General features: G+C 69.3%; 19 protein-coding genes. 5 read left to right on the top strand and 14 right to left on the bottom strand.

What is annotated here, in order from left to right:
* Window positions 1-24: 24 nt before the first annotated feature.
* The 10 genes from FOZ70_RS02255 to FOZ70_RS02210 form a co-directional block, all read right to left on the bottom strand.
* On the bottom strand, window positions 25-2,286 hold the full coding sequence (locus FOZ70_RS02255) for a molybdopterin cofactor-binding domain-containing protein (protein ID WP_219704862.1): 2,262 nt from the start codon (window positions 2,284-2,286) through the stop codon (window positions 25-27).
* Window positions 2,286-2,786, bottom strand: coding sequence for a (2Fe-2S)-binding protein (locus tag FOZ70_RS02250; RefSeq protein WP_021158264.1), 501 nt, complete (start codon window positions 2,784-2,786; stop codon window positions 2,286-2,288). Before FOZ70_RS02250 ends, FOZ70_RS02255 begins: the two co-directional genes overlap by 1 nt.
* Window positions 2,783-4,063, bottom strand: coding sequence for a cytochrome c (locus tag FOZ70_RS02245; RefSeq protein ID WP_219704861.1), 1,281 nt, complete (start codon window positions 4,061-4,063; stop codon window positions 2,783-2,785). The genes FOZ70_RS02250 and FOZ70_RS02245 overlap by 4 nt, the downstream gene beginning before the upstream one ends.
* Before the next feature lie 411 nt (window positions 4,064-4,474).
* The gene (locus FOZ70_RS02240; protein WP_219704860.1) at window positions 4,475-5,599 is read right to left on the bottom strand and encodes an FAD-dependent monooxygenase; all 1,125 of its coding nucleotides are present in this window, start codon (window positions 5,597-5,599) and stop codon (window positions 4,475-4,477) included.
* 169 nt (window positions 5,600-5,768) lie between these two features.
* On the bottom strand, window positions 5,769-6,893 hold the full coding sequence (locus tag FOZ70_RS02235) for an amidohydrolase family protein (RefSeq protein ID WP_219704859.1): 1,125 nt from the start codon (window positions 6,891-6,893) through the stop codon (window positions 5,769-5,771).
* Window positions 6,894-6,933: 40 nt separating this feature from the next.
* The gene (locus FOZ70_RS02230) at window positions 6,934-8,592 is read right to left on the bottom strand and encodes a cation acetate symporter (RefSeq protein ID WP_219704858.1); all 1,659 of its coding nucleotides are present in this window, start codon (window positions 8,590-8,592) and stop codon (window positions 6,934-6,936) included.
* The gene (locus FOZ70_RS02225) at window positions 8,589-8,948 is read right to left on the bottom strand and encodes a DUF485 domain-containing protein (RefSeq protein WP_219704857.1); all 360 of its coding nucleotides are present in this window, start codon (window positions 8,946-8,948) and stop codon (window positions 8,589-8,591) included. The genes FOZ70_RS02230 and FOZ70_RS02225 overlap by 4 nt, the downstream gene beginning before the upstream one ends.
* A gap of 86 nt (window positions 8,949-9,034) precedes the next feature.
* Entirely contained in the window at window positions 9,035-10,261 is a 1,227-nt protein-coding gene (locus FOZ70_RS02220) for an FAD binding domain-containing protein (protein ID WP_219704856.1), read from the bottom strand.
* A gap of 1 nt (window position 10,262) precedes the next feature.
* Window positions 10,263-10,748, bottom strand: a complete 486-nt coding sequence (locus FOZ70_RS02215) for a VOC family protein (RefSeq protein ID WP_048027045.1) — start codon at window positions 10,746-10,748, stop codon at window positions 10,263-10,265.
* Window positions 10,749-10,882: 134 nt separating this feature from the next.
* Window positions 10,883-11,155 (bottom strand): UBP-type zinc finger domain-containing protein, encoded by a 273-nt coding sequence (locus FOZ70_RS02210; RefSeq protein ID WP_027792630.1) that lies wholly within the window; start codon window positions 11,153-11,155, stop codon window positions 10,883-10,885.
* Between the two features lie 218 nt (window positions 11,156-11,373).
* Here FOZ70_RS02210 and FOZ70_RS02205 point away from each other — a divergent pair, with 218 nt between their 5' ends.
* Window positions 11,374-12,645: an FAD-dependent oxidoreductase gene (locus FOZ70_RS02205; protein ID WP_219704855.1), complete on the top strand. Its 1,272-nt coding sequence runs from the start codon at window positions 11,374-11,376 to the stop codon at window positions 12,643-12,645.
* A gap of 172 nt (window positions 12,646-12,817) precedes the next feature.
* On the opposite strand, the gene FOZ70_RS02200 is transcribed toward FOZ70_RS02205, so the two are convergent.
* Both FOZ70_RS02200 and FOZ70_RS02195 read right to left on the bottom strand, forming a co-directional pair.
* The gene (locus FOZ70_RS02200) at window positions 12,818-14,242 is read right to left on the bottom strand and encodes an efflux transporter outer membrane subunit (RefSeq protein WP_219704854.1); all 1,425 of its coding nucleotides are present in this window, start codon (window positions 14,240-14,242) and stop codon (window positions 12,818-12,820) included.
* Entirely contained in the window at window positions 14,239-15,285 is a 1,047-nt protein-coding gene (locus FOZ70_RS02195; RefSeq protein ID WP_021158277.1) for an HlyD family secretion protein, read from the bottom strand. Before FOZ70_RS02195 ends, FOZ70_RS02200 begins: the two co-directional genes overlap by 4 nt.
* An 83-nt stretch (window positions 15,286-15,368) precedes the next feature.
* On the opposite strand from FOZ70_RS02195, the gene FOZ70_RS02190 reads away from it, so the two are divergent.
* Window positions 15,369-16,946 (top strand): MFS transporter, encoded by a 1,578-nt coding sequence (locus FOZ70_RS02190; protein WP_219704853.1) that lies wholly within the window; start codon window positions 15,369-15,371, stop codon window positions 16,944-16,946.
* A 144-nt stretch (window positions 16,947-17,090) separates the two neighbouring features.
* Here FOZ70_RS02190 and FOZ70_RS02185 read toward each other — a convergent pair whose 3' ends face one another.
* A complete protein-coding gene (locus FOZ70_RS02185) occupies window positions 17,091-17,912 on the bottom strand; it encodes an alpha/beta hydrolase (protein WP_219704852.1) in 822 nt (273 codons plus the stop codon).
* Between the two features lie 558 nt (window positions 17,913-18,470).
* Here FOZ70_RS02185 and FOZ70_RS02180 point away from each other — a divergent pair.
* Together FOZ70_RS02180 and FOZ70_RS02175 are read left to right on the top strand one after the other, a co-directional pair.
* Entirely contained in the window at window positions 18,471-18,896 is a 426-nt protein-coding gene (locus FOZ70_RS02180; RefSeq protein WP_021158281.1) for a DUF3331 domain-containing protein, read from the top strand.
* 70 nt (window positions 18,897-18,966) lie between these two features.
* Window positions 18,967-19,788 carry an alpha/beta hydrolase gene (locus FOZ70_RS02175; RefSeq protein ID WP_059492772.1) on the top strand — a complete coding sequence of 274 codons (822 nt, stop codon included), beginning with the start codon at window positions 18,967-18,969 and terminating at the stop codon, window positions 19,786-19,788.
* 52 nt (window positions 19,789-19,840) lie between these two features.
* Here the strand turns inward: FOZ70_RS02175 and FOZ70_RS02170 are convergent, their stop codons facing one another.
* A complete protein-coding gene (locus FOZ70_RS02170) occupies window positions 19,841-20,482 on the bottom strand; it encodes an HD domain-containing protein (protein WP_219704851.1) in 642 nt (213 codons plus the stop codon).
* A 513-nt stretch (window positions 20,483-20,995) separates the two neighbouring features.
* Between FOZ70_RS02170 and FOZ70_RS02165 the strand changes: the two genes are divergently transcribed.
* Window positions 20,996-22,789, top strand: coding sequence for a winged helix-turn-helix domain-containing protein (locus FOZ70_RS02165; RefSeq protein ID WP_219704850.1), 1,794 nt, complete (start codon window positions 20,996-20,998; stop codon window positions 22,787-22,789).
* The last annotated feature ends 53 nt before the right edge of the window (window positions 22,790-22,842 follow it).

Genomic DNA, 22,842 nt, shown 5'->3' with positions numbered 1-22,842 from the left:
GGCTTGTATGTCGGGGTGCCGCCGCTACGCGTCGATGCGCTTCCTGAGCCCGTCGCCCGCGAACGGCATTTCGCGCATCCGCTGGCCGGTCGCATCGAAAATCGCGTTGGCCAGCGCGCCCGCGGTCGGCCCCATCGACGCCTCGGCCGCGCCGAGGAACGGCGCGCCCGGGCGGTTGATCAGGTGCACCTTGATGCTTTGCGGTGCCGCGCGGAAACGCAGGATCGGGTAGCTGCTCCAGTCGAAGCTGCGGATGCGCTGCGTATCGTATTTCAGCGCCTCGTACAGTGTCCAGCTCGCGGCCTGCACGATGCCGCCTTCGATCTGGTTGCGGATGCCGTCCGGCGACACGACCTGGCCCGCGTCGACGGCCACTTCCGCGCGGTCGAGCGTCACCTGGCCCGTTTCCGGCACGACCGTGATCTCGACCGCCATCGCGACGTAGGCCATCAGGTTCTTGTATTTGCCGAACGAGAAACCGACGCCGCGGTTGCGTTCGCGCGGCGGCCGGGGCCAGCCGAATTTCGTCGCGGCGAGCTTGATCACCTGGCTCGCGCGGTGATCCTGCATGTGCCGCAGCCGGAATTCGACCGGATCGACGCCAGCGGCGTGCGCGAGCTCGTCCATGAAGCTCTCGATCGCCCACACGTTGGTGTGCGCGCCGAGCGAGCGCATTGCGGAGGTCTGCAGCGGCATCGTCGGCGAGAAGTTGTTGACGATGTGCATGGTCGGCAGTGCGTACAGCGGGATCGCGTTGCGATCGCCGCCGCCCTCGGGCTGCAGCATCGGCGTCGACGGCGCGGGCACGAACGGCGGCTCGAGCATCCGCGCGGGCAGCAGCCGGCCGGCATTGACGATCCGTTCGTTGTGCGAGCTGCTCCACAGCGCGTAGTTCCAGTCGACGATATGGCCGCTCGCGTCGAGCGACGCGCTGAGCTCGGTGACCATCGCGGGCGTGAAGTGGTCCCACGTATGTTCCTGCTCGCGCATCCATTGCACGCGGATCGGCTTGCCGGGCAGCGCCGCCGCGATCAGTGCCGCGTGCGCGGCCACGTCGTCCGCGCCGTTGTGCCCGTAGCAGCCGGAACCCTCGGTGTGGATGCAGCGCACGCTCGCCTTCGGCATCGACAGCATCTCGGCGAGCGCGTCGCGCAGCGGATACACGCCCTGCGAGTGGGTCCACACGGTCAGCATGCCGTTCTCGAGATGCGCGACCGAGCATGACGGCCCGATCGAGCCGTGCAGCAGGTAGTTCTTCAGGAACGTCGCGGACAGTGTTTTCGTGGCCGGCGCTGTGGCGCCCTTCGTGTTCGCGATCTCGATGCGCTGCGTCGCGATCCGCTTCAGGTCCTGATGCACGGTGCCGCGCTCGGGCAGCGTGCGGCCGGGCGACCAGCGGCTGCCGGCGGCCAGCGCGCGCTGCGCGACGACCGCCTGCCATTCGCCCTGCGCGACGACGGCGAGCATGCTGCCGTTGCGCACGATCCGCACCACGCCCGGCATCTTCAGGATCGCGGCTTCGTCGAACGACAGCAGCTTCGCGTCGTACACGGGCGGCATCACGACACGCGCGTGCAGCATGCCGGGCAACTCCATGTCCTGCACGTAGCTGACGCCGCCCGTGACCTTGTTCGGAATGTCCACGCGCGGCAGCGACGTGCCGATCACCGAGAACGTGGCCGGCGGCTTCAGCGGCGACGTCGGTGTCGCGCTGCGGTGCAGGTCGACCGTGCGCACCGCGTCGCCGTAGCGCATCGTGCGGCCGTCCGGCGCCTTGATCACCGCGTCGGCGACGGTGAGCGTGCGCGGGTCGACGCCGAACTGCTTCGCCGCGCCGTCGACCAGCAGCCCGCGCACCTGTGCGGCCGCGTTCAGCAACGCGGAGCCGCTGTCGGCCATCGTGTGGCTGCCGGCCGTCAGGCCCTCGTCCGGCGACGCGCCGGTGTCGGCCGTCAGGAACGTGATCAGCGAGGGCTTCATGTTCAGCTCCTCGGCCGCCACCTGCAGCAGCGCGGTCCGCACGCCGGTGCCGAGCTCGACCTTGCCGGTGAACACGGTGACCTTGCCGTCGGGCGTGATCTTGATCCACGCGTCCAGCAGCGGGTTGGTCTTGAGGCTGCCGGCCAGCGTTTCGGTCGCCTTGGCGACGTGGACGGCGGCGCCTTCGTCCGCGATCACGAGCTGCGCGGCGGCACGCGTGACCGGCGCGAGGCTGAATGCGACGAAGAGCGCGCCGGAAACCATGAAGTGCCGGCGGCCTTCGTCGATGTCGTCGGATGGGTTCATCAGAGTCCCTTGCTGATCATGACGGGCGCGGCGGCCGGTTCCGGGTCCGGCAGGCCGGCGACCTGGCGGATCGCCGCCAGGATCCGCATGTGCGTGCCGCAGCGGCACAGGTTCGGTTCCATCTGGGTGCGCAGTTCGCGTTCGGTGGGTTTCGGGTTGCGCTCGAGCAGCGCCTGCGCGCGCATGATCATGCCCGCGATGCAATACCCGCACTGCGCGGCCTGGTGATCGATGAACGCCTGCTGAAGCTTGCCCGGATGCGCGGCGCTGCCGAGGCTTTCGACGGTCCGCACGCGGCGCTCGCCGAGCGCGGACACCGGAATCAGGCACGAGAACATCGGCTTGTCGTCGACGATCACGGTGCATGCGCCGCATTGCCCGAGGCCGCAGCCGAATTTCGCGCCGTGCAGGTGCAGGTCGTTGCGCAGCGCGTACAGCAGCGGCGTGGACGGATCGATGTCGAGCGTGTGCCGCACGCCGTTGACGGTGAGGGTGATCATCGCGCGCTGTCCTCCTTTCTGAGCTTCGCGGCCAGGGTGTCGACGCCGCTCCACGCGGGACGATCGGAATATGCTTCCCGCAGGTACGCGGCGAGATCCGCGATCTGCGCGTCGTCGTACTGGTCGATGAACGACGGCATGTAGTTCAGCGTGTCTTCGCCGTGCCAGCCGATTCCGTTGAACATCATCTGGATCGCGTTGCGCGGCGTATCGGCGGCGACGGCCGTGCTGAACGCGAGCGTCGGCCGCTCGCCGATCGACTGCATCGGCGCTGCCGGCCCGTGGCACTGCGCGCACGACGCCTGGAACAGCACCGCGCCGCGCTGGCCGGCGGGCGTCGTCGGGCCGTGTCCGGCACCGGCCGTCGCGGGCCGGGCGGCCGCCGGCTTCTGGATCGACAGGATGTATGCGGCGATCGCCTCGACGTCTTCCTGCGGCACGGTCGCGAGATCGCGCGTGACGGGCAGCATCGGGCCGGCCGCCGCGCCGTGCTCGCTCGCGCGGCCGGTGCGCAGGTAGGTGACGAGCTGCGCCTGCGTCCATGGCTTGACCGCGCTGCCGAGCGCATTGAGCGGCGGTGCCTCCCAGCCGTCGACGATGCCGCCGTCGAACGCCTTGCCGGCCTGTTCGCCGCCGATCGCATTGAGCGGCGAATGGCACGACGCGCAGTGCCCGAGGCCGTCGACGAGCAGCTTGCCGCGATTCCATTGCGCGGATTGCGACGGGTCGGGCCGGTACGCGCCTTCGCGCAGGAACAGCACGTTCCAGAACGCGACCAGCGGCCGGAAGTTCAGCGGAAAGATCAGGTCGTTCGGCGGGGTTTTCGTCCGCACCGGCTCGCGGGTCATCAGGTACGCGTAGGCGGCCGTGATGTCGTCGTCGGACATCCGCGTGAAGTGGATGTACGGAAATGCCGGGTAGAGCGGATGGCCGTCGCGGGCGATCCCGCTGCGCAGCGCGCGTGCGAACGCGTCGCGCGACCAGCGCCCGATGCCGGTGTCGGCATCCGGCGTGATGTTGGTCGCGTAGATCGTGCCGAACGGCGTCGCGAGCGGCAGCCCGCCGGCGAACGGCTTGCCGTCGTTCGCGGTGTGGCACACGACGCAATCGCCGAGCGCGACCACGCGCGCGCCGGCGCGAACGAGTTGCGGATCGAACGACGCGCGGGCGGGCGGATCGATCGGCGCGATCGACGGCTTGAACATGATGCCGATCGCGACCGCCAGGCCGACGGCCGCGATGGCGGCCGCGCCGAACCAGAGTCGTTTGTGCTTCATGCGCGCTCCACGCGAACCGGTTCGCCTGCGATCGTTCGAGCGGCGGGGCAATGACGCGGATGCCGGCCGCGCGCGACGGCGCGGGTTCGGCTGCCGCGGCACGCGGGGCTGGATGGAAGGTCGGGCTCGCGCGTGCCGGCGGCGGTCGTTCCGGTCGGTGCGGCCGGATGACGGCGGCGCATCGCCGGGCGATCCGGCCATGGCGAGGCGGCCAGGTGGCAGCGGTTCGCGGCGGAGATCATGTCGTTGCTCCAGGTGTGGGGAGGCCGCGCGGGCAATGACGCAATCGCGTCATCGTGTGCGAGGCGGATGATGGAGGGCAGTCTACGCGGGCGGCGGCGGCATTTCCTGAAACTGCGCTGAAACGTTCTGAACCCCGCTGCGGCCCGGCCCGGCGCGGGCGCCGCTGCGTCAGCACGGCGTGCCGAGACCGAACGCCGCGGCCAGCTGCGGGCCCTTCTCGAGCAGCGACGTCACTTCGTCGCGCCGTCGCGCCGACCATTGCGCGAGGCGCGCGACGACGTCGGTCGCGTCCGCCGGCAACGCTTCGGCGAGCGACACCGCATCGCTCGCGGCCTTCGACGTGCCCGATGCGGTATGCGGGCGCACGGTGCACGCCGCATCGCCGATCAGCGCGACTCGACCATCGACGAATGCGGGGCTCAACGCATCGAAGATCGCCTGGTTGAACGGCATGCGCGTCGCGTGCACCAGTTGCGCGAGCAGGGCCGGCAGGCGTTCGCCGGCGAGTTGCCGCAGCGTCGCGACGACGTCGTCGGCGAGCTGCCCCGGATGCACGGACGCGTGATGGACGTGGCCGGCCCGATCGGTCAGGTGGTGGCGCAGCGCGTCGCGATCGGCTTCGTTGCGATACCAGAGCCAGTTGAAGCGGCGCGTGCCGGGCACGAGCGAGCCGTCGAGCGCGGGAATCAGGAACGCCATGAACAGCTCGCCCGGCGCCTTGTGCAGCGTCATGTTCTCGACCAGCGGCGCGATCGCCGCGGCATCGAAATCCGCTTCGTCGACGATCCCGCGCCACGCGAGGTAACCGGCGAACGACGGCGCATAACCGGGAAAGAGCTGCGCGCGCAGGGTCGAGCCGGCCCCGTCGGCGGCGATCAGCACGTCCGCGCGGAGGCGCTCGTCGCCGAGGTGGACGTCGACGCCGTCCGCGTCCTGGTCGAAGCCGGTGACCGTGCGGCCGTACCCGATACGCCCGCGCGGCAGCGTTTCGCACAGCGAACGATAGACGGCGTCCCACGACGAAAACGGCAGTATCTCGGGCTCGTCGCGCGTGACGATGCCGTCGCGATCGATCCAGCGCCGCCGGTGCGTCGGCACGCTGATCGCGTGGCGGCAATGCCGGCCATGCTGTTCGAGAAACGCCATCATCCGGCGCAATACGGCCACGCCGCCGCCCTGGCCGCGCAGCGGCGACGGCGAGCGTTCGCAGACCGTCACGTCGTGTCCGACGCAGTCGAGCGTCAGCGCGGCCGCGAGACCGGCGATCGATCCGCCTGCAATGACTATCTTCATCGTGGGTGACTCCGGTGTGCGGCCGATGGCGTGCGCCGCCGGCCAGGCGTCGTGATGCACGGCGCCGCGCGCCTGCGGCCACGGCTGCTGCGGATCTTGCCATGTCCGGCCGCGGGCTGCGCCGACGGTGCAAGCGCGGCGGGCAGGCCGCCGTGCGCCGGCCCGACTGCTAGATCCGCAGCAGCTTGCCCGCATTGCCGCCGAGGATCATCGCGCGCTGCTGCGCGCTCAGGTCGACACGGTCGAGAAAGCGCACCGGCTGCTCGTAGCCCATGTCGAAACAGTAGTCGCTGCCGAGCACGAGGCGGTCGACGCCGACGTTCTCGATCAGGAAGTTCAGCACGGGACCCGAATGCGACACCGTGTCGTAGCTGAAGCGCCGCAGGTAGCTGCTGGGCTTCTGCGCGAGCCGGCGCGTTTCGGGCCGCACGGTCCAGCCCGCGTCGAGGCGCCCGACGAGGATCGGCAGCGCGCCGCCCGCGTGCGGCAACGTGATCTCCAGCGTCGGGTAGCGGTCGAGCACGCCGCCGAGGATCAGGTGCGAGCCCGCGATCGCGGTATCGAACGGGTTGCCGAGCAGGTTGCTGAGGTAGAAATCGCCGAGCCGTGCGCCGCCGACCGTCTGCTGCGGATGCAGGAACACCGGCAGGCCCAGCTGCTCGATGCGGGCGAACACGGGCGCGAACAGCGGATCGTCGAGATCGCGGTTGTCGATGTTGGTGCCCATGTACACGCCGCGCACGCCCGGCAATTGCGCGGCGCGTTCGAGTTCGTCGATCGCGTCGGCCGCGTTCAGCATCGGCAGCGTCGCGAGCACGACGAAACGCGTCGGGTGCCGCTGGTAGATGCGCGACGCGGACGCATTCCAGTCGCGCGCGAGCTTCGCGTTGAACGGCCGGTCGCCCCAGTACGCCATCGGCACGCTGAGCGACAGCGCCTGCACGTCGACGCCGGACGCATCCATGTCCTTGAGCCGCGCATCGATGTCGATGAACTTCATCGGCAGCGGGCCGAGGCCGCCGGCGGGCGTGCGGAACGTGAACGACGTGTCGTCGCACACGAACGAGCCGCCGAAGCGCTTGCCTTCGCCGCCGACCAGGTCGCAGAAGCTCTCGGGGTAGTAATGCGCGTGGATGTCGATCGAGCGCGGCCGGTGCGGCGGCAGCGCGGCCGGGGTGCCGGCGCTGCCGGCGGCCGACGCGGACTGTCCGGCGACGGCGGTGCCCGCGAACGCGGCAAGCGCGCCGAGCAGGCGGCGGCGTCCCGGCGACGGGCAGCAGGTGCAATTCAGCATGGTGTCTCTCATGGTCTATCGAGCGTGCGTGACATGCGGTTCAGCCGCGTCGCGTGATGGTCGTCGAGATGCCCGCCGTGAGGCCGATCTCGCACGCGACGAGCTGCGTGTCGAACTGCGCGCGCTCGCGTTGCGCGCGTGCTGAACGATCGGTGACGGAGAACAGGACGACGCCGGCGAAGGCCGCCGCCATCGAGAACAGCGCCGGGTATTCGTATGGATAGATCGCGTGCGCATGGCCGAGCACCTGAACCCACACGGTCGGGCTCAGCACGGTGAGCGTGACGGCCGTGGCGAGCCCGAGCAGGCCACCCAGCACCGCGCCGCGCGTCGTCAGCCCGCGCCAGTAGATCGAGAGCAGCAGCACCGGGAAATTCGAGCTGGCCGCGATCGAAAACGTGAGGCTGACGATGAACGCGATGTTCTGCTTCTCGAACGCGATGCCGAGCAGGATCGCGAGCACGCCGAGCACGACGGTCGTGGCGCGCGCCACGCGCATTTCGTCCCGGTCGGACGCCTGCCCGCGCCGCAGCACGTTTGCGTAGAGGTCGTGCGAGATCGCCGACGAACCCGCGAGCGTGAGCCCGGCGACCACGGCCAGGATGGTCGAGAACGCGACCGCGCAGATGAAGCCGAGGAATACGTTGCCGCCCACCGCATGCGCGAGGTGGATCGCCACCATGTTCGCGCCGCCGGCGATCGCGCCGGACGCGTCGTGGTACTGCGGGTCCGACGCGACAAGCGCGATGGTGCCGAAGCCGATGACGATGATCAGCGCATACCCGATGCCGACGATGCCGGTCGCGTAGAGGATGCTCTTGCGGGCCGCCTTGACGTCGCCGACCGTGAAGAAGCGCATCAGGATGTGCGGCAGGCCCGCGGTGCCGAAGATCAGCGCGAGGCCGAGCGACACGGCCGAGACCGGATCGGACACCAGCCCGCCGGGGCGCATGATCGCCGCGTGTTTCGGGTGGACGAGAATCGCCTGCGCGAACAGCGCGTCGAGGCTGAAGCCGAAACGGCTCAGCACCATGATCGCCATGAACGCGGCGCCGGCGAGCAGCAGCACGGCCTTGATGATCTGGATCCAGGTGGTGGCCAGCATCCCGCCGAAGAACACGTAGACGACCATCAGCACGCCGACGACCAGCACCGCGACCGTGTAGTTCAGGCCGAACAGCAGCTCGACCAGCTTGCCCGCGCCGACCATCTGCGACACGAGATACAGCAGCACGATGACGATCGAGCTCGACGCCGCGAATGCACGGATCGGCCGTTGCCGCAGGCGATACGACACGACGTCGGCGAGCGTGTACTTGCCGAGGTTGCGCAGCGGCTCGGCGATCAGGAACAGGATGATCGGCCAGCTCGCGAGAAACCCGACCGAATAGATCAGCCCGTCGTAGCCGCTCGTGAACACCAGCGCGGAGATGCCGAGCAGCGACGCGGCCGACATGTAGTCGCCGGCGATCGCCCAGCCGTTCTGGAACGCGGTGATCTTGCCGCCCGCCGCGTAGTGGTCGGCCACGCTGTGGTTCTTGCGCGCGGCCCAGCGCGTGATGAACAGCGTCGACGCGACGAACACGACGAACATGCCGATCGCGACCGGATTGTGCCCGTGCGCGAGCGCGGCCGGGCCGGCCGCGAACGCCGGTGCACAGCCGCAGGCGGCGAGCAGTGCGGGGAGCAGGCGTTTCATGATGCGTCTCCGTGGCGAAGGGCCGCGACGACCGTGTCGTGCACCGCATTGGCGCGGAACACGTAAAGCGCGACCAGCGCGAAGGTTGCGACGAACATGCCGAACCCGACCGGGATGCCCCACGGAGTCGGCCGGCCCGGCACGATCGGCGCGCCGAGCAGCGTCGGCGAAAACGCCAGCGTCAGGATGAACGCGAAATAGAGGACGAGCATCACGAACGTCAGCGACCAGGCGAACAGCCTTCTGCGCCGGACGTGCTCGCGAAAGCGGGCATCGCGCAGCAGCGGATGCGTGGCGTATGACGGTGCGGCCGGTTCGGGCGCGGTGCCGGCGGTGGCCGGAAGCGGGTGGTTCACGGTGTCTCCTTCTCGTCTTGAATGGCCTGGCAGGGCATGGCTTGGCGATGGGCGCCGCGCGTGTCGCGCACGGCGCCCGTGCATGCTCAGAAATGCGGCGGGACGGCGGTTTCCCGCATCACGACTTCCGGCGTGCGATAGCGCTCGGCCATTTCGCGCTCGGTGTCGTTCCTCAGTTGCGCCTGCATGTAGGCGCCGAGGTGGCGCGCGTGCTCCACGATCGCCGCGCCGAACGCCGTGCGCGTCTCGCTGTATTCGCCCAGCGCGTCGAGCGTGTCGGCGCGCGTGGCGAGTGCGGTGACGAGCGCGAGCGCATCGCCGGCGGCCTTCGTGACACCCATCCCGCAATGCGGCCGCGCGACGAACGCGGCGTCGCCGAGCAGCGCGATCCGGCCGAACGCCATGTTCGGCACTTCGAGGTCGTAGATCGGCTGGAACAGCGGCTGCGTCGCGCGTGCGACGACCTCGGCGAACTGCGGCGCCAGCAGCGCGTGGGCGGCGTCTTCCATGTCGTCGAGCACCTCGCGCCGGATCAGCGTCGGCGGAATGCCGCCCGCCCACAGCTTGCCGGTCGCGTCGGTGAGCAGGTTCGGCAGGTCGGTGTCCTCGCGGGTCGCGCGATACCACACGAAGTTGTAGCGGCGCTCGCCCGGCTTCGTGCTGTTGCCCTGGCCGGCGACCGGATAACCGAGGATCTGTTCGTGCGGCGGCAGGCCGAACGCGAAATTCCCGAACAGCGTCGCGTGGGTCGCCTCCGACAGCCCGGGTTCGTCGACCAGCCCGCGCCACGCGACGTAACCCGCATACTGCAGCCGCGCGTCCGGCAGGAATTTCTCGCGGATCGCCGAGCGGAAGCCGTCGGCCGCGATGACCAGGTCGGCATGCACGACCGAGCCGTCGGCGAGCGTGACCGACGCGTGCCCGGGGCCGTCCGCGACGTCGGTGACGACCGTGCCCGCGCGGTAATGCTGGTCGGGCAGCGCCGCGCGCAGCACGTGGTACATCTTGCTCCACGCGGTGAGCGTCTGCGGCATCCGGCGTTCCGATACGACGGTGCCGTCGCGGCCCAGCGTGATCCGCGACTCGACCTTCACGCCGATCGATGCGTCGATGCGCACGCCCGCGGCGCGCATCACGTCGAACAGTTCGGGGTGCGTGACGATCCCGGCGCCGCGGCCCGACAGCGCGTCGGGCACCCGTTCGAACACGTCCACGTCCCAGCCGTTGCGCAGCAGGAGATTCGCGGCAAACAGGCCGCCCAGCGAGCCGCCGACGATCGCGGCCTTGCGTTTGGTCGAAGTGCCGTGGTTCATGTCAGTCTCCGTGTGCTTGCGAGTCGCCGGCCGGTACGGCGGCGGGCAGTGCCAGCCCCGCGACTTCGGCGGCGGGGAAGTTGAGTTCGATCGTCACGCCGGACGGATCCTCGATGAACACCTGGTGCAGCCCGAGGCTCGGCACGGTGCGATCGCGCCACGCGACGTGTTCGGCGCGCAGCGTGTCCCACATCGCCTCGACGCCGGTCGCGAGGAATGCGATGTGGTCGACCGTGCCGGTACCCGACGCCGGCAGCGTCTTGTCGCCGAGGTAGGCCGCGAGCCCGTCCGGGTTGGCCGGGTCGACGCCGATGATGTGGACCGTGCCGTAATCGCTTTCGTCGCCGCCCTTGTAGAGCCATGCGCCGGGAAAGTCGAACGGCGGCCGGTAGCCGCGTTTGAAGCCGAGCACACGTTCGTAGAACCGGCACGATCGCTCGAGATCGAGCGTGCGGATCGAGTAGTGCGCGAGTCTGGATACCGTCATGATGGACCTCTTGTTTATCGATAGATAAGTTATCGTTCGATAAATACTAGTCGAAAAAAGCGGCGAGAAGAAGCCGCGATCGAACCGTGTATACCCTCGGTCGAAAACGGTGCCGGATGCCGGTGCGCGACGGGTTACGGCGTGATTTCGCCGGCCATCACGTCGTCCGCATAGCACCAGACCCAGCGCTCGCCGGGCTCGATCGAACGGGCGAGCGGGTGCGTCGTTTCATGAAAATGCCGGCTGGCGTGACGGTTCGGCGACGAGTCGCAACAGCCGACATGCCCGCAGCTCAGGCACAGGCGCAAATGCACCCATCGGCTGCCGGACTTCACGCATTCCTCGCAGTAGTCCTTGTCGGTGTTCAGGATGCGCGCTTCACCGAGATGGGTGCAGGTCGTGGCCATCTGCCGCTCCGATGCCGGCGCCGGGGGGGGGCGCTCGCGGCGCGGCCGGCGCGAAGCTGCGAGCGGGGGAACACGATTCATTGTGGACGGCGCGCATCGCGCGCGGACCTTAATTCTTATGAAACATGGCGGCCGTGGCGACGATGACGACTACAGTCACACGTACGGCCGGCGCGGGAACCGGCCGGGATCCGACACGCGGTCACCGGGAGACGCTCATGGCGCAGTCGCAGCATGTCAAGGTCATCGGCCTGCCTCACAGCAAGGAGGCCTACGCGATCCGCGACTTCCTGAAGCGCGGCGTGGTCGAGTACGAATGGTGCGAGCTGACGTCCGACACCGATTGCGTGCGCGAGCTGGGCATCGCGCCGCTGCGCGACGTCCGGCTGCCGGTGGTCGTGTTTCCGGACGGCACGTGCATCTACCAGCCGACGCTGCCGGAGATCGCCGCGAAGCTCGGCTGGGTCTCCCGGCCGCGCTTCATCGAGTACGACGTCTCGATTTACGGCGCCGGCCCGGCCGGCCTGTCGGCGGCCGTCTACGCGGCGTCCGAGGGGCTGCGGGCCGTCGTGATCGAGCGCGACGCGATCGGCGGACAGGCGGGCACGAGTTCGCTGATCGAGAACTACATGGGCTTTCCGGACGGCATCCCGGGCGCCGAGCTGGCGGAGCGCGCGCGCCAGCAGGCGGTGAAGTTCGGCGTCGAGTTGCTGATGATGCGCGAGGGCGTGCACGCGACGTTCGTCGACGGCAAGATCCGCGTCGACATGGCCGACGGCTCGATCCTGACCGCGCGCTCGAACATCTGCGCGACGGGGATCGAATACCGCAGTCTCGGCCTGCCCGACGAACCGAAGTTTCTCAACGCGGGCCTGTACTACGGCGCGGGATCGAGCGAAGCGCCGATGTGTGAGGGCAAGCACGTGTTCATCGTCGGCGGCGGCAATTCGGCCGGGCAGGCCGTGATGAACTTCGCGCGGCACGCGCGCGAAGTCACGATGATCGTCCGGGGCGCGTCGCTCGCGGCAACGCTGTCGCGCTACCTGATCGACCGGATCGAGCGCATGCCGAACGTGACGGTGCGCTACGGCACGACCGTCGACGCGCTGCAGGGCGACGACCGGCTCGAGGCGATCGTGCTGCGCACGGAAGACGGCGCGCGCGACGTGCTGCCGGCCACGCACCTGTTCGTCTGCATCGGCGGCGCGCCGAACACCGAATGGGCGCGCGACACCAACATCATCCGCAATCCGGGCGGTTACCTGGTGACGGGCAGCGACCTGTACGACTGCCCGGACTTCGCGCGCGTGTGGCCGCTCGAGCGCCGGCCGTACTACCTGGAAACCAGCGTGCCCGGCTCGTTCGCGGCGGGCGACGTCCGTTCGGGGTCGGTCAAGCGGGTGGCGTCGGCGGTCGGCGAAGGGGCGATGGCCGTGACGTTCGTGCATCGGTTCCTCGGCGAGGACGCGCACCGGCCGAGCGGAACCTGAAGCGCGGGGCGGGCCGGGCGGCGCAGCGGTGCGGGCTTCGACGTGGCGGGCCGCGCCGCGACGGTGACGACGGCGACAACGGCGCTCATGCGGCCACCGTGTTGCCAGCGTCCGTGGCTTGCGCGACCGCACGCACGTCGTGTTGCTTGGCCGGCCGCGCGGCGGGCATCTTTCAGAGCCGGTCGTCGCGTTGCGCGACGTTTTGCGGTGCGACGGAGGGCGGCGTCCACCCGCCACCCAGCGCGCGCACCAGATCGACCGTCGCAATCGCGAGCGCCTGGCGGCTGTGGATCAGCTGGCGTTGCGCGTTCAATGCGTCGCGGTCCGCGTCGATGACCTCGAGATAGCTGACGTAGCCATGTGCATAGCGGCTCAGCGACAGCCGCGCGGCCGCTTCGGTCGAGCGCGCCGCGCTGTCGTAGCGCACGATCCGCTCGTTCTGCGCGGCGATGTCGTTGAGCGCGTCCTGCACCTCGCGCAGCGCGCCCAGCGCGGTCGCTCGATAGTTCGCGTCGGCGAGCGCCGTGGCGGCCGTCGCGGCGGCTACCGCGGCGTCGCGCTTGCCGCCGTCGAACAGCGTTTCGGCCACGCTCGCCCCGAGGCCCCACAGCGAGCTGTTGCGCTCGAGAAACGAGCCGAGGTCGCGGCTCGCGAACCCGCCCTGGGCCGTCAGCGTCAGCGTCGGCAGCCATGCGGTGCGGGCAACGCCGGTTTCGAGCGATGCCGCGTCGACACGGCGTGCCGCCGCATAGACGTCCGGCCGTTGCGCGAGCAGCACGGACGGCAGGCCGGGCGGCACCGCCGGCACGCGAATCGCGGCGGCGGTCGGCGCGACCGTGAAGCTGGTCGGCGACACGCCGGTCAGCACCGCGAGCGCATCGACGAGGTTCTCGCGCAGCCGCCGGCTGTCCGCGAGGTCGGCGCGTGCGGTATCGAGATCGGCCGCCGCGCGCAGCGCGTCGAGATCGCTCGCCGCGCCGGCCCGCACGCGCGCGGCGATCACGTCGAGCGCGGTGCGGCGCAGCTCGATCGCGCGGGCGAGCGTCGCCAGATCCTCCTCGACGAAATGCAGCGTCAGGTAGTCGCTCGCGACCTCGGTCGCGACGCGCAGCCGCACGGCCGCGCGATCGGCGTCGGCCTGCAGCACGTTCTGCCTGCCGATCTCCGCGTCGCCGCGCAGGCGGCCCCACAGATCGACTTCATAGCTCGCGTTGACCGGCACCGACCAGTTGTGCATCAACCGCTTCGGCAACGCATTGTCGACCGTGCCGGATACACGCGAACGGTTGAACGACGGATCGACGCCGACGGTGGGTGAAAGCGCGGCTTCGCGCACGCCGAGCAGCGCCTGCGCCTGGTCGACGCGCGCGGCGGCCGCACGGATGTCCAAGTTGCCGGCGAGCGCCGCGTCGACGAGCGCGACGAGCGGCGCATCGCCGAACGACGCGGGCCATCCGGTGAGCGATGGGGCCGGTTCGCCGGGCGCATCCGCGTGGCGGAACCGGTCGGTGCCGACCGGGACGGGCGCGAGCGGCTGCGGCGCGATCGTGCAGGCGCCCAGCAGGCCGGCGGCGAGCAGCGCGGCGAGGCGGCTCATGGCTGTTCCCGGCCGGCTTGCAGCGTGACGACGACCGACAGGCCGGGCCGGATGCGCGGCTCGGTCGACGCCTGCCCGTCGAGCAGGATCTTGACCGGCACCCGCTGCGTGACCTTCGTGAAGTTGCCGGTCGCGTTGTCGGGCGGCAGCAGCGCGAACTGCCCGCCGGTCGCGGGCGACAGGCTGTCGACGTGCCCGTTGAAGGTCAGGTCCGGCAGCGCGTCGAAACGCAGCCGCACGGCATCGCCGGCGCGCACGTGCTTGAGCTGCGTTTCGCGGAAGTTCGCGACGACCCACGGGTGCGGTTCGACCAGCGTGAGCAGCGCCTGGCCCGGCGCGACGTGCTCGCCGGTCTCGACGGTCTTCTTCCCGACGCGGCCGTCCGACGGCGCGACGACGGTCGTGTACTGCAGTTGCAACTCCGCATCGCGCAAGTCGGCGTCGCCCTGGTGCGACACCGCGTCGGCCGCCTGCCATGCGGCCTGCGCGCTGCGCTGCTGCGCTTGCGCCGCGTCGATGCGGGCACGCGCGGACTTGCGCGCCGCGTTGGCCGCATCGAATTCCTGTTGCGACAACCCGCGCGGTGTTTCGCGGGTCAGCTCGCGCGCCCGTGCGTAGTCGAGTTCGGCCTTCTCGGCGTCGGCGTGCGCGGACACGAGCGTCGCGTCGGCCTGCTCGACCAGCGCCTTCGCACGCATCGCATCGGCGCGCGCCTGCGCGACGCGCGCACGCTGCAGCGCGACGCGCACGTCGAAATCGCGCGGGTCGAGCCGCACGAGCGGGTCGCCCGCATGCACGAACTGGTTGTCGTCCACCAGCACGCGCTCGACGGTGCCGGCCACGCGCGGCGAGATCACGTGCAGGTGGCCCGTCACGTACGCGTCGTCGGTGCCGCGTTCATGCGCGTCGTATTCGTAGACCAGCAGCGCGACGAGCAACAGCGCGGCGCCGGCGATCAGCACGATCGGCCATCTGCGCGAGCGCGCGGGGGAGGCGGGCGGCGGGCTCGACGCGTCGGTCGGGTTCGTCGGGTTCGTGCTCACGATCGGGTAACTCCATCGAACGGACAGGTTTCTTCACATCGCGCTATGCTTGCGCGAGCCTCAAATACGGGAGCCGCACGACGATGAATACCACGTTCGCCTCCGGTGGCGCGACACCGGGGCCGGCCGCGCCGGCCACCGACATACCGACGTTTCGTTCCATCGCCGCGATCGCGGCCGTGCTGCTCGGCGCGATCATCTCGACGCTGACCTCGCGCATCACGTCGCTCGGGCTCGCCGACGTACGCGGCGCGCTCGGCGTCGGCTTCGACGAGGGCGCATGGATCAACACCGCCTTCACCGCGTCGCAGATGTTCGTCGGGCCGCTCGCGATCGCGGCGGCCTTCGTGTTCGGCACGCGCCGCGTGCTGCTGGCGGGCGCCGCGGCATTCCTGGCCGTCGAAAGCATGCTGCCGCTGTGCACGGACTTCGGCACGTTCATCGCACTCCAGAGCGTAGCCGGTTTCGCATCCGGCGTGTTCGTGCCGTTGACCGTCGGGTTCGTCGTCCGCACGCTGCCGCCGCGGCTCATTCCGTTCGGCATCGCCGCGTATGCGATGAACCTCGAGATGTCGCTGAACCTGTCGGCGACGCTCGAAGGGTGGTACAGCGAACACCTGAGCTGGCGCTGGCTGTTCTGGCAGAACGCGCTGCTGACCGTGCCGTTCATCGTGTGCCTGATGCTGTCGCTGTCCAACGAACCAATCAAGCGCTTCGCGTCCGGGATCGACACGCGCGGCATGGTGCTCGGCGCCGGCGGGTTCGCGTGCCTGTGCGTCGCGCTCGACCAGGGCGAACGGCTGTTCTGGTTCCAGTCGCCGCTGATCGTCACGTTGCTGTGTGTCGGCATCGTGATGGTGGCCGCGTTCCTGATCCACGAGCTGGCGTCGCGCAGCGCCGGGCTCGATCTCGGCTACCTCGCGCTGCCCAACGTCGCATGGCTGATCGTGCTGGTCGGCCTCGTGCGCTTCACCGTGCTCAACACGAGCTTCATTCCGTCGGCGTTTCTCGCGAGCACCTACGGGCTGCGCCCGCTGCAAATCGGCGACACGCTGCGCTGGATCGCGATCCCGCAGCTGCTGTTCGCGCCATGCGTCGCATGGCTGCTGCAACGCGTCGATCCGCGCCGGCTGATCGTCACCGGCTTCGTGATGGTGGCGTTCGCGTTCGCACTCGGCGCGCGCCTCACGCCCGTATGGGCCGAACCCGATTTCATCCCGTCGCAGCTGCTGCAGGCACTGGGCCAGACGATGGCGCTCACGTCGGTGATCTTCTTTTTCGGCAAGCACGTGACGGCCGAGCACGCGCTGACGTTCGGCGCGGTCGTGCAGACGACGCGCCTGCTGAGCGGGCAGCTCGGCACGACGTCGATCGCGGTGATCCAGCGCATCATGGAGGCTACCCATTCGAATCTCGTCGGTCTGCATGTCACGCTGTCGGATCCGCAAACGCTGGAGCGGCTGCGAGCCGGCGCGGCGTCGCTGGTCGCACACGGCGCGACGTTCGCGGCAGGCGACCAGGCGACTTACGCGCTGCTCGACCGCGCGGTTCGCGTCCAGGCGACCACGCTCGCGCTGGCCGACAACTTCCGGGTGGCAATGGCGTTCGCGATCGCGGGCGCGCTGATCGGCTTGCTGCTCAGGCCGGCGCGTACGCCGTGAGCGCCCGCCGCCGCAGCGGCGATCCCGGCGATGGCGCATGCGGCATGCGGAATCGCGACGGCCTGAAAATTCCTGAAAAATGCTGAAGGGCGCGCCGGACGTCATACTGTCATGCCGTCACGCCGGCGCGCCGTGTCGCGCGGCTTACGCCTTCAGGAATGCGAGCAGTTCGGCATTGATCCGTGCGGCATCGACGACGCACATGCCGTGCGAGCCGCCCGGGATCACCTTGAGTTCCGCGTGCTTCACGATCTTCGCGGACAGCCGGGCCGAATCGTCGATCGGCACGATCTGGTCGTCGTCGCCGTGCAGGATCAGCGTCGGCACGTCGATCTTCTTCAGGTCTTCCGTGTAGTCGACCTCGGAGAATTCCTTCACGCACAGGTACTGGCCGTGCACGCCACCCATCATGCCCTGAGCCCAGAACGCATCGATCGTGCCTTGCGACACCTTTGCCTGCGGCCGGTTGAAGCCGAAGAACGGCACCGCGAGATCCTTGTAGAACTGCGAGCGGTTTTCCGCGACGTTCTTGCGGATCCCGTCGAACACGTCCATCGGCAGGCCGCCGGGATTGGTCACCGACTTCACCATCTGCGGCGGTACGGCGCCGATCAGCACGGCCTTCGCGACGCGCTTCGTGCCGTGCCGGCCGATGTAGTGCGCGACTTCACCGCCGCCGGTGGAGTGGCCGACGAGCGTGGCTTCGTGCAGGTCGAGCGCGTTCATCAGCGCGGCGAGATCGTCGGCATATGTGTCCATGTCGTTGCCCTGCGACGGCTGGCTCGAGCGGCCGTGACCGCGGCGGTCGTGCGCGATCACACGGAAGCCGTGCTGCACCAGGAACAGCATCTGCGAATCCCACGCGTCGGCGCACAGCGGCCAGCCGTGCGAGAACACGACCGGGCGGCCGCTGCCCCAGTCCTTGAAGTAAATCTGCGTACCGTCTTTCGTGGTGATCGTGTTCATCGTGTGGGTTCCTGGATGGGTGGAAGCGGCGTGTTTGGGGGCAGCCGCGGCGGCTGCCGGCAGCGCGGCGGCTGCAACGGCGGTCGCGCCGGCGAGCAGCATGTCTCGGCGGCGTGCCGAGGGAAGGGCGTCGGTATCTGCGGGACGCATGAAGTCTCCTTGAACGTGCGGTACAACGATGCCGCGTTAGATGGTGGGTTCGGATCTGCCCGCAGGCGGCAATCCGGCGGGCAGCCGGCATGTGTTCGAGAGGTCGCGCGCAGGCCGGCGCGCGAACGCCGTGAACGAAAGCCGACAGGAGCCTATCCCGCGGCCATGCGGGCTGTACTGAAATCGCGCTGAATTTTCGTGAAGCCCGTATGTGGTGCACGCCGCGCGATGCCTGCGCGCGCGCCGGCCAGAAAAATTAAGTCTCGCATCAAGACTCTTCAGCGGCGGCCCGCTATCGTCAGCGTCAGGTCATCCCGTCGCGGGCCGGTGCCGGCTCGCGCGGCGGATGACGATCGCGTAGCGGGCGGGTGCGAGGCATCCGGCCCGCCTCACCTGCCTGGATCTGCCATGGACGCATTCGATCGCTGGGAGCACGTGATGACGCTGCTCGACCCGTCGCCGGCCGCACGCCATTGCGCGCCGTCGCTTGTGCGCGACCCGGACACCGCGCGCCGCCGCCATTGCAACGATGCATCTGCCGCATCGAGCGGCGGCGTGCGCCGTCGTTGCGCGATCATCGCCGCCGAGCGACAGACCGATTCGTCGGTCCTGGTGTCGTGGAGCGACCCGACGCGCTGCCGCTACGACGAGCAGCGCTGGATCAGCGCGAAGTCGCGCGCACTCGCGCGCTGCGCGCTGACCGGCACGACGATTCGTCCGGGCGACGCGATCTACAAGCCGCAATGGCGCGGGGCCAAGCGTCCCGCGAACTACCGGGAAGTGATCCTCGCGACCGAGATGGACCGGTTCATCGGCCGGCTGTCCCGGTCGTGACGACTGACGCGGCACCCCGTCCGCCGGCCGGCGCCGGTGCGCGCCGCTTTTTCACCACTGAGGAATCCGTATGAGCACGTTCACGACCCGCGACGGCGTGTCGATTCACTACAAGGACTGGGGCGCCGGGCGCCCGGTCGTGTTCATTCACGGCTGGCCGCTGAACGCGGATATGTGGGACGTCCAGATGCATCACCTTGCGTCGAACGGCCTGCGCGGCATCGCCTACGACCGGCGCGGCTTCGGCCGCTCCGGCCAGCCGTGGACCGGATACGACTACGACACGCTGGCGGACGATCTCGCGACGCTGATCGATACGCTCGGGCTGCGCGACGTGACGCTCGTCGGCTTCTCGATGGGCGGCGGCGAGGTGGCCCGCTACATCGGCCGGCACGGCACGCGGCACATCGCGAAAGCCGTGCTGGTCGGCTCGGTGACGCCGCTGGTCGCGCGGCGCGACGATCATCCGGACGGCGTCGACGTCGCCGTGTTCGACGGGATTCGCGCGGGTATCGTGGCCGATCGCGCGGCGTTCCTCGAGCAATTCTGGCCGCTGTTCACCGGGTCGAACCGGGCCGCTTCGACGATCTCGCGCGCCGCGCTCGACTGGACGTCGTTCATGGCGCTGCAGGCCGGGTTGAAGGGGACGCTCGACTGCGTCGGCGCGTTTTCCGAAACCGATTTCCGTGCGGATCTCGACAAGTTCGACGTGCCGACGCTCGTGATTCACGGCGACGACGACCAGACGGCACCGCTCGCGCTCACGGGCGCCGTCACGGCGCGGCGCGTGCCGCACGCGACGCTGAGCGTCTACGAGGGCGGCCCGCACGCGTTGTACCTGACGCATGCGCAACGCCTGAACGACGAACTGCTGGCGTTCGCGCGCGCATGATCCGGCGGTGGCGGCGGTGACGCGGCCGCACGGGCCCGGCCGGACGGCCGGCTCACTCCGCCCATTTCGACCCGAGTACCAGCCCGCAGAAATTCGTCCGGCGATAGTCCGGGTCGCATCGCTCGAGCACGTCGGCGGACACGTTGCCGAACGCGGTAGCGGGGCGGTGCGCGGTGCCCGCGGCGAGCGCCTCGAGAAACAAATCCTTGAAGCAAGGGCCGCGCGGCCATGCATGCACGATCGCGTCGCGTTCGAACCGGCACACCTCGTCGAAGTGATGCGCGAAGAGGTCGGTCTCGACGCCGGCGCCGAGCAGCGCCGTCAACGGCGTCATGTACGGGTGGATCCCGAACGTCGCATGCAGCGCGATCGCGCGCCAGACCTCCGCTGCGTCGTCGGCGGCGACGCCGTATCCTCCGAGGAATGCGTGCGCCGCATTCGCGCCGTCGATCTCGAAGCGCCGGCGCGAATGCCGGTAGCGCTCCGTCAGGCCGAAGTGATGGAACAGCGCGGCGACATACAGCAGCTCGGCGTTGAACACGATGCCGCGGCGCCGCCCGATGATCGATGCAAACGCGAACACGCGCATCGCGTGCCGGAACAGCAGTTCCGGTTCGCACGCGCGTACGGTGTCGGCGGCGTCCCGTGCGAGCGGGGCGTCGGGAATCCTGATGCCGGCGATACGGTTGCCCATGGTCGTGTTCCTCACGGCGTGGTGAAAGTCGCTCGACGCTGGCGCCATCGATCCATCGTTGCGCGCCGCGCCGCTGAATGTCCTGAGCGGCGCCTGAATCGTTATGAACGGAAAATCCGACCGACCGCCGCCCGGGAAATCGGTTACACCACGGTTACGCCACATCCAGCATGTCTTTTTTACCCGGTCCGATCCGCCAATCCGGCGCGCGGCTATTTTTAATTGATGAGTCGAAGAAATTAACTCCGGCAAATCGCAACTTTTATCCTACGAAACAGGTTCATGGGTGAATCACTGTTTCGCATGCAGTGGGCGCGAAATGCCGCGCCGCACAAGAGCAGCGTCGCCCCACACGGAGGCGCCGGGAAAATCGCGGCTTTCATCGATTCAAAAAATTTGCTCAGTAGCTTCTGATAATTTGAATCATTGCAAGGGGCAAATGCCGTAGCATGAGCATCCAGTCGATGTCATTTTTGACAGGGCATCGATGCACGCTATCGATTGAAAATTCTCATGATCCGAATTGGAACGCTACACGTATTTCTTGACAGGCGTGAAATTCGCTCGAACGGCAAACTGCTGCGTATCGGCAGTCGCGCATTCGAAATTCTCGAACTCCTGATTCGGGCGAACGGCGCCCTGGTCTCGAAAGACGAGATCATGCAGCGCGTGTGGCCGCACACCGTCGTGGAGGAAAACAACCTGCAGGTGCACATTGCCGCGTTGCGCAAGGCGCTCGCCGACGATCGCAACCTGATCGTGACGGTGCCGGGGCGCGGTTATCGGCTGGTCGGCGGCCGGGCCGACGTCGCGCCCCCCGTGCGCGTCGTGACGTCGCGGCTGACGGCCGCGCCGACCGCGCTCGTCGGCCGCGAGCAGACCGTCGCCGAGGTGCTGGCGGCGCTCGACACCGCGCGCGTCGTGACGCTGGTCGGGGCGGGCGGCATCGGCAAGACGCGGCTTGCGCTCGAGGCGGCCATGCGCGCCGAAGCCCGTTTTCCGGACGGCGCCGCGTTCGTGTCGCTGGCCACGGTCGCCGCTCCGCAATTCGTGCCCGACGCGCTGGCGGCGGCGTTCGGCATCGCGCAGCCCGCCGGATCGCTGACGCTCGAGGCGGTGCTGGCCAGCGTCGCGAACCGCCGGATGTTGCTGGTGCTGGACAATTGCGAGCATCTGCTCGACGCGGCCGCGCGGATCGCAAGCGCGCTGACCGAATCCGACGCCGGCTTGCGCGTCCTCGCGACCAGCCGCGAGGCGTTGCGTATCCAGGGCGAGCGGCTGTGTCCGATCCCGCCGCTCGAGGTGCCGCGTGAAGGTGCCGACGATGCGGAAACGCTGGGTGCGAGCGCGGTGCAGCTGTTCTCGGCGCGTGTGCAGGCCGCCGATCCGCGTTTCCCGCTCGACGAACGCAGCGTGTCGCTGATGGCATCGGTGTGCCGGCGCCTCGACGGCCTGCCGCTCGCGATCGAACTGGCCGCGGCCCGCGCGGCCGTGCTCGGCATCGACGTGCTGGCCGCGCATCTCGACGACCATTTCCGGTTGCTGACCGGCGGGTTTCGCACGGCGTTGCCGCGTCATCAGACGCTGCAGGCGATGTACGACTGGAGCTACCGTCTGCTCGGCGATGCGGAGCGCCTGCTGTTGCGATGGCTCGGCGTATTCCGCGGCACCTTCTCGATCGACGCGGTGCGGGAGATCGTCGGCGCCACGCGGCTGGCCGATGCGGACCTGCTTGACACGATCGCCGGCCTCGTGTCGAAGTCGCTGCTGAGTCTCGAAAGCGCGCACGGCGCACCGCGTTACCGTCTGCTGACGACGACGCGTGCGTACGCGCTGCAGCAGCTCGAGAACAACGGCGAGTGCGCGGCCGCCGCCCGCGCCCACGCGAACTACTTCCATGCGCTGTTCCGGCTCGCGCCGGTAGACGACGGCGGGACACTCGGCGAATCGCGGCTCGACGTGATCCGGCGCGAGCTCGGCAACCTGCGCGCGGCGCTCGACTGGGCGTTTTCGCCGAACGGCGATGCGGAGATCGGCATCGCGCTGGCTGCCGTGGCGGTGCCGTGCCTGTTCGACCTGTCGCTGGTCGACGAATGTCGCGAACGCGCGCGCGCGGCGCTCGATTCGATGCGCGACATGGACGAGACGCGCACGCGCGACGACGCGCGCGTGCGTCTGCTGGCCGCGTATGCGGCCGCGCTTGCCCATACCGCCGGGTCGACGCAGGTCGCGGACGACGCGTGGTCGGTCGTGCACGCGCTCGGGCTCGACACGGGCGAGACCGAGCTGCCGCCGCGCGAATCGTAGCGGCGCGCGGCCGTCGCGGCTTCAGAACGTTTCAGGTTGAACACATGACCGGG

Origin of the sequence: Burkholderia sp. COPS, from assembly GCF_019425585.1 — a bacterium.
GTDB lineage: Bacteria > Pseudomonadota > Gammaproteobacteria > Burkholderiales > Burkholderiaceae > Burkholderia > Burkholderia cepacia.
Note: the sequence above shows the minus strand (reverse complement) of the source record. Positions and strands in the feature narration are given on the sequence as shown.